The sequence below is a fragment of the Cryobacterium flavum genome (assembly GCF_900103805.1).
Taxonomy (GTDB): domain Bacteria; phylum Actinomycetota; class Actinomycetes; order Actinomycetales; family Microbacteriaceae; genus Cryobacterium; species Cryobacterium flavum.
The window spans coordinates 40,910-54,253 of record NZ_FNIB01000011.1; the positions used below are offsets into that span (position 1 = coordinate 40,910).

The 13,344-nt window shown below is 66.2% G+C and carries 13 protein-coding genes; 12 read left to right on the plus strand and 1 reads right to left on the minus strand.

Translation table 11 applies throughout. The features are described 5' to 3' along the window. Positions 1 to 77: 77 nt before the first annotated feature. The 12 genes from aroQ (at position 78) to BLS91_RS15120 (ending at position 12,714) form a co-directional block, all read left to right on the plus strand. Entirely contained in the window at positions 78 to 575 is a 498-nt protein-coding gene (gene aroQ, locus BLS91_RS15065; protein WP_092341579.1) for a type II 3-dehydroquinate dehydratase, read from the plus strand. Continuing rightward, the gene (locus BLS91_RS15070) at positions 572 to 1,474 is read left to right on the plus strand and encodes a shikimate dehydrogenase (protein WP_092341580.1); all 903 of its coding nucleotides are present in this window, start codon (positions 572 to 574) and stop codon (positions 1,472 to 1,474) included. The genes aroQ and BLS91_RS15070 overlap by 4 nt, the downstream gene beginning before the upstream one ends. Beyond that, complete coding sequence (locus BLS91_RS15075; RefSeq protein ID WP_092341581.1) at positions 1,474 to 3,351, plus strand: bifunctional sugar phosphate isomerase/epimerase/4-hydroxyphenylpyruvate dioxygenase family protein; 1,878 nt, start codon at positions 1,474 to 1,476, stop codon at positions 3,349 to 3,351. Before BLS91_RS15070 ends, BLS91_RS15075 begins: the two co-directional genes overlap by 1 nt. Before the next feature lie 55 nt (positions 3,352 to 3,406). Beyond that, on the plus strand, positions 3,407 to 4,762 hold the full coding sequence (locus BLS91_RS15080; protein ID WP_174774994.1) for an MFS transporter: 1,356 nt from the start codon (positions 3,407 to 3,409) through the stop codon (positions 4,760 to 4,762). Positions 4,763 to 4,854: 92 nt separating this feature from the next. Then, positions 4,855 to 5,562 (plus strand): TetR/AcrR family transcriptional regulator, encoded by a 708-nt coding sequence (locus BLS91_RS15085; protein ID WP_092341583.1) that lies wholly within the window; start codon positions 4,855 to 4,857, stop codon positions 5,560 to 5,562. Between the two features lie 77 nt (positions 5,563 to 5,639). After that, a complete protein-coding gene (pcaH, locus tag BLS91_RS15090) occupies positions 5,640 to 6,449 on the plus strand; it encodes a protocatechuate 3,4-dioxygenase subunit beta (RefSeq protein ID WP_241983151.1) in 810 nt (269 codons plus the stop codon). Further along, a complete protein-coding gene (pcaG, locus tag BLS91_RS15095; protein ID WP_092341584.1) occupies positions 6,442 to 7,005 on the plus strand; it encodes a protocatechuate 3,4-dioxygenase subunit alpha in 564 nt (187 codons plus the stop codon). Before pcaH ends, pcaG begins: the two co-directional genes overlap by 8 nt. Beyond that, positions 6,998 to 8,542: a lyase family protein gene (locus BLS91_RS15100; RefSeq protein WP_092341585.1), complete on the plus strand. Its 1,545-nt coding sequence runs from the start codon at positions 6,998 to 7,000 to the stop codon at positions 8,540 to 8,542. Before pcaG ends, BLS91_RS15100 begins: the two co-directional genes overlap by 8 nt. Continuing rightward, entirely contained in the window at positions 8,539 to 9,873 is a 1,335-nt protein-coding gene (gene pcaDC, locus BLS91_RS21060) for a bifunctional 3-oxoadipate enol-lactonase/4-carboxymuconolactone decarboxylase PcaDC (RefSeq protein WP_092341586.1), read from the plus strand. The genes BLS91_RS15100 and pcaDC overlap by 4 nt, the downstream gene beginning before the upstream one ends. Before the next feature lie 12 nt (positions 9,874 to 9,885). Beyond that, positions 9,886 to 10,680, plus strand: a complete 795-nt coding sequence (locus tag BLS91_RS15110; RefSeq protein WP_092341587.1) for a CoA transferase subunit A — start codon at positions 9,886 to 9,888, stop codon at positions 10,678 to 10,680. Continuing rightward, positions 10,680 to 11,354 (plus strand): 3-oxoacid CoA-transferase subunit B, encoded by a 675-nt coding sequence (locus BLS91_RS15115; protein WP_092341588.1) that lies wholly within the window; start codon positions 10,680 to 10,682, stop codon positions 11,352 to 11,354. Before BLS91_RS15110 ends, BLS91_RS15115 begins: the two co-directional genes overlap by 1 nt. A gap of 136 nt (positions 11,355 to 11,490) precedes the next feature. Continuing rightward, the gene (locus tag BLS91_RS15120; RefSeq protein ID WP_092341589.1) at positions 11,491 to 12,714 is read left to right on the plus strand and encodes an acetyl-CoA C-acetyltransferase; all 1,224 of its coding nucleotides are present in this window, start codon (positions 11,491 to 11,493) and stop codon (positions 12,712 to 12,714) included. A gap of 61 nt (positions 12,715 to 12,775) precedes the next feature. Here BLS91_RS15120 and BLS91_RS15125 read toward each other — a convergent pair whose 3' ends face one another. Next, positions 12,776 to 13,285, minus strand: a complete 510-nt coding sequence (locus tag BLS91_RS15125; RefSeq protein ID WP_092341590.1) for a peptidase associated/transthyretin-like domain-containing protein — start codon at positions 13,283 to 13,285, stop codon at positions 12,776 to 12,778. Between the last annotated feature and the right edge of the window lie 59 nt (positions 13,286 to 13,344).

A 13,344-nucleotide genomic window follows, 5' to 3' on the forward strand; every position in this document is an offset into this window, starting at 1 on the left:
GACAAGAAGGTCCAGCATTTCCATAATGTACTAACTAGTCCGTACTTAATAAGCCTCGTAACCAAGGACATGAATCAATGACGATTTCCGACCGGCCCGAACGCCCGCTCGTGCTCGTGGTGAACGGACCGAACCTGAACCTGCTCGGTTCCCGAGAGCCGGCGAAGTACGGCACCACCAGCCTCGCCGACCTCGAACAACGAATTTCCGGTACGGCTGAGCGGGTGGGCGTGGACGTCAAATTCGTGCAGAGCAACCATGAGGGCGTGTTGATCGACGCGATCCACGCCATGCGTCAGCGCGCAGCGGGAATCATTATCAACGCTGGCGCATTCACCCACACGTCGGTCGCAATCCGCGATGCGATCTCGGCCGTGGCCTTGCCGATGGTCGAGGTGCACCTCACTAACGTGCACGCCCGTGAACCGTTCCGCCGCCACTCCTTCCTGTCTGACATCGCAGAATCTGTAATCGTCGGCGCTGGTCCCAAGGGCTACGACTTTGCCCTGGAGCTGCTCGCTAGCCGGGTAGCCCAAGTGGATGCCTTCCACAACACGGCAGGAGCTGTCGAATGACTGCGCCGACCGAATTTCTCGTCGGGCTCATCGGCGAGGGCATCACCGCATCGTTGACCCCGCCGATGCACGAGCGCGAGGGTCGCCACCTCGGCTTCGACTACGAATACCGCATTCTCGACCTGCTCGAATCGGGACGAGCGCCGGAAGAGGTCGGCGCGATACTAGCGGAAGCGCGCGAGCAGGGCTTTGCAGCCCTCAACGTGACGCACCCCTGTAAACAACTCGTCATCCCGTTCCTCGACGAGCTCACTCCGGCCGCCGAACACATCGGTGCCGTGAACCTGGTGCTCATCGAGAGCGGTCGGCTGATCGGTCACAACACGGACTGGACCGGGTTTCGCTCAGCCCTGCTCACCGGACTTCCCGATGCGCGGCGCAACCGCATTGTGCAGTTCGGTTCCGGTGGTGCCGGCAGCGCCACGGCCTACGCGCTGCTGACACTCGGCGTGCACCGGCTCGCGATCGTGGACGTGCTGCCCGAGCGCGCACAAGCCCTGGTCAACGCCTATGCTCCGCTGTTTCCCGACCAGGAGGTGTGCGTGAGCACCACGGATTCCCTGCACACCGATCTGGCCACCGCCGATGGCGTCGTGCACGCTACCCCGACCGGCATGAAGGAACACCCCGGACTTCCCGTCGACGTGACCGCGCTCGCCGCGACTGCGTGGGTCGCCGACATCGTCTACCGCCCGATCGATACTGAGTTATTGCGAGCGGCACGCTCGCTTGGCCACGAGGTGCTCGACGGAGGACGTATGGCTGTGGGCCAGGCCGTCGACAGCATCCGCTTGATCACCGGTTCCGAACCCGACGCAATACGCATGCGCACGCATTTCCTGGAACTGCTCGGCGACGGCGCGGCCTCACGCGTCGTTGCGGCCTGGGGGCGGGTCTGATGCGCTCCTCTATCGCGACCGTGTGCATCAGCGGGTCGCTCGGCGACAAGCTCACGGCCATCGCCGATGCCGGATTCGACGGTTACGAGCTGTTTGAACTCGACCTGGTCACGAGTCGGATGTCACCGGAGGAGGTCGTGGCCCGCTCCGCCGACCTCGGCCTCTCGATCGACCTCTACCAGCCGTTCCGTGATTTCGAAGGAGTCGCACCAGACCAACTCGCTCGCAACCTCCGCCGCGCTGATCACAAATTTGAGCTCATGAACCGTCTTGGCGTTGACACCATGCTGCTGTGCTCCAATGTGGGCACCGCTACTCTCCCCGGGGAATCGGTTGCCGTCGACCAGCTTGGAGCTTTGGCGGTGCTGGCCTCACAACACGGCGTGCGCGTCGCCTACGAGGCGCTCGCCTGGGGAAAATTCGTCTCCACCTACGACCACGCCTGGCGCCTGGTCGAGCAGGTCGACCACGACGCCCTCGGCGTCTGCCTCGACAGCTTCCACATTCTGTCCCGCGGAAGCGATCTCGGCGCGATCGCAACCATCCCGGGTGAGAAGATCTTCTTCTGCCAGTTGGCGGATGCCCCGCTCATGAACCTCGACGTGCTCAGCTGGAGCCGGCACTTCCGATTGTTCCCGGGCGAGGGCAGCTGGGACCTCGCTGATTTCGTGGCCCGAGTTGTGCACGCCGGATACCAGGGACCCCTCTCCCTGGAGGTCTTCAACGATGTGTTTCGGCAGGGCGACCCCGGGGTTACCGCCCGAGACGCCCGGCGTTCCCTCGTGTTGCTCGAGGACGCGGCCCGCGCGGCCCGGCTCCCGCTCGCTGTGACGGAATCTGCCGTGACTGATGTTGTGCCTGCTCCTGCCCTCCTTGCCGGGCTGCCCCACGTCGATGCCAGCCGCGGCTTCAGCTTCATCGAGGTGCAACCGGGCAATGGATCCGCAGTCGACGACCTCCTGACACAACTCGGCTTCATCCACCGGGGCAAGCACCAGCGCAAGAACGCCCAGCTCTGGTCGCAGGCCGATGTGCACATCATCGTGAACGGCGACCTCGAGGGGACGCGACCGCGCGTCGCGGCCATTGGGTTCGAGGTCTCCAACGTCCAGTGTGCGTCCGCCCGGGCAGTCGCCCTGCGCTCACATCTGCTGCCCCGGGACCGCGCCACTGACGAAGACATTCTCAACGGTATCCTGGCGCCTGACGGCACGGAGGTGTATTTCAGCGAACGCGCCGGCGAGACCCCTGGTTGGCTGGCTGAATTCGGCCCGGGTGCCAGCGTCCCGACCGCGTCTTCGACTCTGCCTCACACCGGCATCACACACGTGGATCACATCGCGCTGGTGCAGCCTTGGCAGCGCGCCGACGAGGCCGTCCTCTTTTATCAGAGCATCCTCGGCCTCACCGTGTCCGACAGCCTCGACCTCGCCGGCGAAGCCGGGCTGGTCCGCAGCCGCAGCCTCGTCACAGCCGACCGCGGCATCCGTCTCGCTCTCAACGTGACGCCGCTGCAGCCAGGGGAGACGGAGGTTTACCCCAACCACGTTGCACTGCACACGAACGATCTCGTCGCGACAGTTTCTGTGCTTCGGGCCAGGGGCACCCGACTGCTGCCGATTCCACAGAACTATTACGAGGACCTCGACGCCCGGCTTGACCTGGGTGCTGAGAGAGTCGAGACTCTGCGCTCGATTGAGATTCTCTTCGACCGTGACGACCGGGGCGATTTTCTCCACGTCTACACGATGCCGATCGGCCAGGTCTTCTTCGAGATCGTGCAACGAACCCGGGGCTACGACGGATACGGCGCAGCCAACGCCCCAGTGCGGCTTGCGTCGCAACGCGCCGAGGAGCGGGGGAGGCCGACCGACTAGGACCGTTCCACCCGGCACCGACCACACTCAGACATAACTGACAAGAGGATCAATGATGACCCCTGGATCAACCCCGAGCACCGCACCCGCCGTCACAAAGGCCAACCCGCGCCGCGCCGCCGCCGCAGCCTGGATCGGCAGCGCTCTCGAATACTACGATTTCTTCATCTATGGCACCGCTGCGGCACTGGTCTTCGGCCGCGTATTCTTCCCCGACAGCAACCCGCTGGCCGGCACCCTGCTCGCCCTGGCTACCTTCGGCGTCGGCTACCTCGCCCGCCCGATCGGCGCCCTCGTTCTCGGTCACCTCGGCGACACCGTCGGGCGCAAGAAGGTACTCGTGCTTACAGTGCTGCTCATGGGAATCTCGACAGTGCTAGTCGGGTTCCTCCCGAGCTACGAGCAGATCGGCGTCGCCGCACCCGTACTGCTCGTGCTGCTGCGCCTCGCCCAGGGGTTCTCGGCTGGTGGAGAGCAGGCCGGTGCGAATTCCATGTCGATGGAACACGCCCCTGACCATCGCCGCGCGTTCTTCACCAGCTTCACGCTCAGCGGCACCCAGGCCGGTCAGATCTTCGCCACCGCCGTCTTCATTCCTGTGGCGCTGCTGCCCGAGGCCCAATTGCTCAGCTGGGGCTGGCGAATCCCGTTCTGGATCAGCGCCATTGTTATCGTCGTCGCCTTCCTGATTCGCCGCACGCTTGACGAAACCCCGGTATTCACGGCGGAAGTCGCCGGGGGTGTCGTCGCCGAGGTTCCCGTGCGGGTACTGTTCCGCGACCACTGGCGCGGGGTCCTGCGCGTTATCGCGGCAGCCCTGATCGCGTCGGTCAGTACCATTTTCACGGTCTACGCACTGAGCTTCGCGGTGAACACCGTGGGCCTGGACCGAACCACCATGCTGTGGGTCGGCGTGCTCGCCAATGTCGCCGCGCTCGGCACGATTCCGCTGTGGGCTATGCTCTCCGATCGGGTCGGACGAAAGCCCGTTTTCATCGCAGGCTCGCTGGGCTGCGCGGCGCTCATGTTCGCCTATCTCTATGCCATCGCGATCGCGAATTATCCACTCATTTTTCTGGTCGGAATCGGCATGTTCGGCTTTGTCTACACCGCTACCTCGGCCGTCTGGCCGGCGTTCTACGCCGAGATGTTTCCGGCTACCGTGCGTTTGTCGGGGATGGCCATTGGAACCCAGATCGGATTCGCGGTCGCCGGTTTCGCCCCCACCATCGCGATCGCAGTGGCGGGCGACGGAGCCAACGCCTGGTTCATCGTGGCCGTGATTACGGCGATCATTTGCATCATCAACGTGATCGCCGTCGCGACGGCAAAGGAAACCTTCCAGACGCCGATGAGTCAGCTCGGGCTGAAGCAAGTTAGCACTGAGCAGGCATCGCGGGTCACTGTGTAACAGTGCACCCCGCGTAGGGTGGGGGAATCGGCGGCTGCGTCGGCCGATTCCCCCACCGGAGAACGGATTCGGCGAGGGTACGAAGGAGCACTATGACCGCGATCACACCGGCGGACGGCGGAAACCGCCGCGATCCGGAACGCACGAAACGAGAGATCCTCGAAGTCGCTACCGCTGAATTCGCCGCTAGCGGATTCGCCGGAGCCCGCGTCGACCGCATCGCGGAATTGACGCGCACCACCAAGCGCATGATCTATTACTACTTCGAATCGAAGGAAAGCCTGTACCTGCAGGTGATGGAAACGGCCTACGCGCTCATTCGAACGGTCGAACGCGAACTCGATGTCGCTGAGTTGTCACCGATAGACGGTTTACGCGCGCTCGCAGAGTTCACCTACGACCACCACACCAGTCACTCGGATTTCATTCGACTCGTGAGTATCGAAAACATCCATCGCGCCCAGCACATCAGCAAGTCGACGGTCATTCACGATCTCAACTCGACCGCGATCGATGCCCTACAGGACCTGCTCCGCCGTGGCGCGGTTGCGGGGGAGTTTCGCACCGACATCGACGCGCTCGACGTCCATGTCATGATCAGCGCCTATTGCTTCTTTCATGTGTCCAACCGCTACACGTTTCGCACCCTATTTGGGCGTGACCTGCTCGAACCCGAGCGGCACTCCTACTACCGGCGGCTAGTCGGCGACATGATCATCGCAACTATGACCGACTTGCAGCGTCCCGATCTGGTGCCCCCTTCACTGGGAAGCGACCTGCCGGGACCAAACTTCCACTGAGCGGAAGCTCGCCTCGCCGAGGGTTATCCCTCGGCCAGACTCATGTTATCCACCTGTCACCGTTGCTAGGAGAAACCGTGCCCCACGACTTCGTTTCGTCCCCTACGCCGGGCTCTGGCCGTGAATCTCAGGATTCCATCACCATTGAGATCGAAGCGATCGAAGCGGATGCCGCCGCCCGCGTCGCCGCCGGCGGCTCACCCGAGATGCAGCCCCGCCGCGACTACGCCCCGTACCGCAGTTCCCTGCTGCGTCACCCCACCCACGAGCTCGTGCGCGTCGACCCGGAAGAGGTCGAGCGTGTCTCACCCGCCTTCGGCCACACCGACGTGAACGTGCTGGAGAGCGACCTCACCATCCAGCACGCCGGCGAACCGATCGGCGAACGCATAACAGTGAGCGGCCGTGTGCTCGACGGCGAGGGCCGCCCGGTGCGACACCAGCTGATTGAACTGTGGCAGGCCAACGCCGGCGGACGCTACGTGCACAAACGCGACCAGCACCCAGCGCCGCTCGATCCCAACTTCACCGGAGTCGGCCGCGCCATCACCGGAGACAGCGGCGAATACTCGTTCACCACCATCAAGCCCGGGCCCTACCCGTGGAAGAACCACCTGAATGCGTGGCGACCTGCCCACATCCACTTTTCACTATTCGGCACCGCGTTCACGCAGCGCCTGATCACGCAAATGTACTTTCCCGGCGACCCGCTGTTCGCCCTCGACCCGATCTACCAGTCGATAGCGGATGCCGACGCTCGCGCCCGCCTGGTCGGGCAGTACGACCACAGCCTGAGCGTGCCCGAATTCTCGCTCGGCTACAACTGGGACATCGTGCTGACCGGCCCGAAGTCCACCTGGATGGAAAGCGAAGACGCCGATGAATAAGCTCCAAACACCGTCGCAGACCGTCGGCCCGTTCTACGGCTACGCCCTGCCCTATGCGGGCGGACCTGAACTGGTTCCCGGGTACCATCCCCGCGCCATCCGCTTTCACGGAACCGTCACCGACGGCGCCGGCGAGCCGATCCTCGACGCCCTGCTCGAGATCTGGCAGGCCGACGAGAGCGGCACGCTCGTGCGAGAGCTGGGCAGTCTCGACCGCGACGGCTTCACCTTCACCGGGTTCGGCCGCTGCGCGACCACGATCGCCGGGCACTACACCTTCACGACGCTCAAACCGGGGGCGGCCGGCACCGCAGCGCCGTATATTCTGGTGACGGTCTTCGCTCGCGGAGTCACCCACCACCTGTTCACTAGGGCCTACTTTGCCGAGGATGCCGCGCTGCACGCGACGGATGCCGTGCTCAGCAGCCTGCCTGCTGACCGCCGGAACACACTCATCTGTGTCTCAGAGGGAATTGTCGGGGGAGCCGAGTCATACCGCTTCGATATTCGCGTTCAGGGCGAGAACGAGACAGTATTTTTGGACTTTGATGACTAATTTCACCTTTGATGTCGGGCTGCTCAATCCGCTGAGCCACGGCACCCGCGAGTCTGAGCTCACGAGCGATCAGGCCTGGTTGCAGGCGATGGTCGACGCCGAGCTTGCGCTGACTCGCGCGCTCGTCGACGCCGAGCTGGCCCCCGAATGGATGCTCGCAGTCTGCGACGCGCTAGCGGATGCCAGGCAATTCGACCTCCGCGCCATCGCTGCCGAAGCCAGAAACGGCGGCAATCCGGTGATTCCGTTTGTGAAACACCTCGGCCGCGCCGCCGAACGGGTGCGTGCCGGGGCGTCGGACCACCTTCACGTTGGCGCGACCAGCCAGGATATTCTCGACACCGCCGCGATGATCGTGGCCCGCAAGGTCATCTGCGAGCTCATCCACCAGCTCGATTCCTTCGGCGCCGACCTCGCCGACCTCGCCGACGAACACCGCGGCACCGTGATGAGCGGCCGCACCCTCGGCCAGCAGGCCTCGCCGACGAGCTTCGGCTTCGTCGCGGCCGGCTGGCTCGACGCCGTGCTGCTGATCGTCACCCGTCTCGAAGGCATTCGTGACTCCCTGCCGGTACAACTCGGCGGAGCCGTCGGCAACCTCTCCGTGCTCACCGAAATCGGCCGCGCCAGGCGCAGTGAAACACCAGCCTCGGAGGTTCTCGACACTGTGCTGGAGCGGTTCGCTGACCATGTCGGCCTAGTCGTGCCGCGCCTCAGCTGGCACACCAACCGGGTCGTCATCTCCGAACTGGCGTCCGTGCTGGCCGCCGCGACCGGGGTCGCCGGCACCTTTGCTCTCGACGTGTCGGTGCTCTCCCGCAACGAAATCGCCGAGGTGAGCGAACGCCTCGCCCCCGGCCAGGGAGGCTCCAGCGCTATGCCGCACAAGCGCAACCCCGTCTCAGCCGTGCTGATCACTGCGGCGGCGCTGCAGACGCCGGGTCTCGCATCCACTCTGTATGGAAGCATGCTCGCTGAAGACCAGCGCCCGAGCGGGGCCTGGCATGCCGAATGGCAGTCGCTGCGGGTGCTCGAACGGCTCACGATTTCGGCGGTGACCGGTGCCGCGTCGCTCGTCGCTCGCCTCGACGTGGACCCCGATCGCATGCGCGCCAACCTCGACCTGACCGACGGACTTGTGTTCAGTGAGCGAGTCACCACGATTCTGGCCGAAACCGTCGGCAAGACCACGGCGTTCGCGCTAGTCGAACGCGCGTCCCAGGAGGCGTTCGCTACCAACCGGCCGCTGCAGGTTGTCCTCGCGAGCATCCTCATCACCGAGGGCTGTTCCGACGAACTGCGCGCGCAGATCTGGGCGGCCTTCGACTATGAGGGCCAGCCCGGCCAATCGGCGGCCGGCATCGACCGCGTCGTGCGCGCCTTTCGCCAGCGATCGGATGCCGCCGCACGGCGTGCCCGGGCGGCCAACTCTACCGATATGGTCGAAGGAGACGACGCGAAGGTGGGCGCCCCCGCTCGCTCGAACAATGCTCGCTCGAACAATGCTCGATCCAACAATGACGTGAGGACCGCATGACCCAGCCCGTCATTCACTGCACCATCGAGCCGGCGCGAAACGGAGACGCCAACGCGCCACTGATCGTGCTCGGCCCCTCGCTCGGCACCACCACCGGCCTCTGGGCCACCGTCGTGCCGGCGCTCGCCGCCACCCACCGGGTGCTGTGTTACAACCTGCCCGGGCACGGGTTCAGCCCGAAGGCGTCGGCCGCATTCACCCTCGAGGAGGTCGCCGACGCCGTCGTTGGCCTCGTCGATTCCCTTGGTGTCGACACGTTTCACTACGCCGGAATCTCCCTCGGCGGCGCCATCGGCCTCGCCCTCGCCGTGAACCACCCAGGCCGCCTCGTGAGCCTCGCCGTGTTCTGTTCCGGCGCAAAAATAGGTTCGTTCGAGGCCTGGACCGAACGAGCCGCCGGGGTGCGGGCGAGCGGCACCCCCTCGCTCATCGCCGGCAGCGCCTCCCGCTGGTTCGCCACCGACTTTCTCGGCCGCGACCCCAAGGCCGGCGCGCACGCCCTCAACCAGCTGCTCGACATCGACGACGAATCCTACGCACTCGCCTGCGAGGCGCTCGCCGTTTTCGACCAAACGGATGCCCTCAGCGGCATTCGCACGCCCGTTCTGTGCGTCTCGGGCGAGTTCGACGAGGTGACACCGACCGCGCAGCTCGAGGAGCTGGCTGCCCGCATCCCGGGCGCTACATCGGCCGTGATCGCCGGGGCCGCGCACCTGCCGTCGCTTGAGCGGCCGGCCGAGGTCGGCGCGCTGTTGGCGGAGTGGGTGGCGGGAGTATCGGCTACGCCGGGCCCGGCCGGTGCTGGTCGTGCCTCGGGTACCGGTTCTGGTGGAGGCGTCGGTTCTGGTGCCGACGTCGGTTCCGCGGCGCCGCGACCCACCACCGCGGCCGAGCCGCTGCCGGGAGGCCGCACCGCAGCATCCGCTTATGACGACGGCATGGTCGTGCGCCGCGCGGTACTCGGCAACAAGCACGTCGATGCGGCGACCGCCGCGATCACCCCCGAAACCGCCGTGTTCCAGGACTTCATCACCCGCTACGCCTGGGGCGAAGTCTGGACCAGGCCGGGCCTCGACCGGCGCACCCGCAGCTTTCTGACCATCGCCGCGCTCGTCACCGGCGGGCACGAGGGCGAGCTTGCGATGCACGTTCGGGCCGCCCTGACCAACGGGCTGACCCGCGCCGAAATCAGCGAGGCGATTCTGCACACCGCAATCTATGCGGGCGTACCGGCCGCCAACGCCGCATTCGCCGTGGCCCGCGAGACCTTTGCCGGGCTCGATGCGGCTGCTGATACCTGCACCGACGACACCACTATTCGGCCCAGCTAAGGACTTCGAACCATGGACAAGACCTATCCCTCCGCTGCGGCTGCCGTCGCTGACATTCCCGATGGTGCCTCGCTCGCCGTCGGCGGGTTCGGCCTGGTCGGTGTACCGATCGTGCTCATTCGTGCGCTGCTCGCGCTCGGCAGTACCAACCTGCACGTTGCGTCGAACAACTGCGGCGTCGATGGGTGGGGGCTCGGCGAGCTGCTCCGCGAGGGCCGGATCAGCCGGGTTATCGCTTCGTACATCGGTGAGAACAAGGACTTCGCCCGCCGCTACCTCGGTGGTGAGCTCGAGGTTGAGCTCACCCCGCAGGGCACTCTGGCCGAGCGGTTGCGCGCTGGCGGCACCGGAATTCCGGCGTTCTACACGGCGAGTGGCGTGGGCACCATGGTCGCCGACGGCGGACTGCCGTGGCGCTACGGCCCCGGCGGCGAGGTCACCGTGTCATCGCCGCCGAAGGAGACCCGGCTGTTCTCGTCGCTCGGCAGCGAGAAGGAATACGTGCTCGAAGAGGCCATCGTCACCGATTACGCCCTCGTGCGTGCAGCCAAGGGCGACCGGCACGGCAACCTCGTGTTCGAGAAATCGGCCCGCAACTTCAACCCGGTGGCCGGCATGGCCGGCCGCATCACCATCGCCGAGGTCGACGAACTGGTCGAACCCGGCCAGATCGACCCCGACGAGGTGCACCTCGCCGGCATCTACGTGAACCGCATCGTGCAACTCGGCGCGGTGGATGCCGCTGATCTGCCGATTGAGAAGACGACGACGCGGCCGCGACCGTCGACGGAAACTGGGGCGAACTGATGGCTCTCACGCGTAACGAAATGGCTGCCCGCGCCGCCCAAGAGCTCGCCCCGGACTCATATGTCAATTTGGGCATAGGCCTCCCGACGCTGATTCCGAACTTTCTCCCCGACGGCGTGCACGTCGTGCTGCACTCCGAGAACGGTGTGCTCGGCGTGGGCCCGTACCCGTGGGAGGGCGAGGCCGACCCCAAGCTCATCAATGCCGGCAAAGAGACCGTCACGGTCAACCCGGGAGCGGCGTACTTCGACTCGGCGCAGAGCTTCGGCATGATCCGCGGCGGGCTGATCGATGTGGCCGTGCTCGGCGCCATGCAGGTGAGCGTGGTCGGCGATATCGCCAACTGGGCGGTGCCCGGCAAGATGATCAAGGGCATGGGCGGCGCGATGGACCTCGTGCACGGCGCCGACACCGTCATCGTCGTCATGGAACACACGACCAGGACCGGCGAGTTCAAGATCAAGAAGGTCTGCGACCTGCCTCTGACCGGCAAGGCCGTCGTCACGCGCATCATCACCGATCTCGCCGTGATCGACGTCAGCCCTGACGGCCTCGTGCTGCGCGAGGTCGCGCCTGGCGTCACCGTCGCCGAGGTACAGGCCGCCACCGAGGCCACCCTGCTCGTGCCGACCCCGCCGACCACCATCACGACCCTGATCGGCGCTGGCACGTGATGCTGCTCGCCGCGACGACCGTCCGAAACACCCGCACCGCCCTGTGCGGGTTGCCCGCCCGGTGTGCCCGTCGCGACCGGGGCGCTGTGCCAGCCCGGAATTGCTTCACCACCACCCTCAGCAACGGAGCCGCCGCATGACCACCACCACCCTCCGCCAGGTCGTCATCTGCGAACCGCTCCGCACGCCGATCGGCCGGTTCGGCGGCGCGTTCAAGACCGTCGCCCCGGCCGACCTCGCTGCGGCGGTCATCGTCGCGCTGCTGGAACGCACCGGACTCGACGGCGCCCTCGTCGATGACGTCATCTTCGGCCAGGCCTATCCCTCGGCCGAGGCCGCGCCCGTTGCCCGGGTCGCCGCCCTCAACGCTGGCCTGCCCGTCACCGTCGGCGGCGTGCAGGTCGACCGCCGCTGCGGCAGCGGCCTGCAGGCCATCCTCGACGCCGCGATGCAGGTGCAAACCGGCGTCAGCGATCTCCTGATCGCCGGCGGCGTCGACGTCATGAGCCAGGCCCCGCTCTACACTGTCGATTCCCGCTGGGGCCTGGCCGGAACCGCCGGCGTGCTGCTGCGCGACGCCCTCGGCCGTGGCCGCGAGACCGCCGGCGGACGCAACTATCCGGTGCCCGGCGGCATGCTTGAAACCGCCGAGAACCTGCGCCGCGACTACAGCATCGACCGCGTTGAACAAGACCAGCTCGCTGTGGAATCCCAGCGCCGCGCCCTCGCCGCCGTCGCCGACGGCCGCTTCGTCGACGAGATCGTGCCGGTCACCGTACCCGGTCGAAAGGGCCCCGTCGTCGTCTCCGTCGACGAAACTCCGCGCGACACCACCCTCGAGGCCCTCGCAGGCCTCACACCGATCATGGGCAAAACGGATGCCGCAGCCACCGTCACCGCCGGCAACGCCAGCGGCCAGAACGACGCCGCCGCCGCGTGCATCGTGACCACCCCGGAGCGGGCGGCTGAACTCGGGCTGACTCCGATCGTGCGGCTTATATCGTGGGCACGCGCCGGAGTCGAACCATCCCGCATGGGCCTCGGCCCGGTGCCCGCGACGAAGCTCGCACTCGAGCGCGCCGCGCTCACTCTCGCCGACATGGACCTGATCGAACTCAACGAGGCCTTTGCCGCCCAGGTGCTCGCCGTCAGCCGGGAGTGGAACTTTGTTCCCGAAGACTGGGCCCGCACCAACGTCAATGGCTCGGGCATCTCGCTCGGTCACCCGGTCGGCGCGACCGGCGCCCGTATCCTCGCCACCGCGAGCCGCCACCTGCAGCGCACCGACGGACGCTACCTGCTCGAAACCATGTGCATCGGCGGTGGGCAGGGCCTGGCGGCCATCTTCGAACGCGCCTAGCAGCATCCGCTTCGCCGAGGTGTGAGTTTGAGCCCATTCTCGGCCAAATTCGGGCTAGGACTCACACCTTGGCGAACGGATGCGTCAGACCACGCCGACATCGAGGTTGATGTAGCCCAGATACCCCGTTGCGGTCATCATCGAAGCCGACCTGGGCGGTCAGTACGGTGGCCTTGTTGACGTGCACCTTCAAGTGGATGTGCACGGTGCGGCCCCGATACCAGCCCGGCCAGATCGTCGTGAACTGCACGATCCCGTTGGCGTCGGCGACCTGGGCCCCGCGCAGATAGGTGCCGTCGTCGCCGGGCGTGGCCTCGGAATCGCCCTCGGTGTAGCTGCCGTCGGTCGTGGCACCAGACCCGCCAGAACCAGAGCCAGGTCGCTGGGAATGGAATCCACGTCGAAGTAATACGGCCCGGCCGTGCGCGACTCGGTCTCGGTGCCGCAGGATGACCCGACCGCGTCGAGCTTGGCCACGATGTCGCCGGCCGCGCTCGTCGACGGGGTCAGTGTTGCCGTGCCGCTCGAGGTCGCCACCGTGGTCGCTGAGCCGGGCTCGGCCGTGCTGCACGCGGTGAGCAGGGCACCGAGTCCGATCGATCCGCCCAAGCCGAGGGCCCTTCGGCGGCG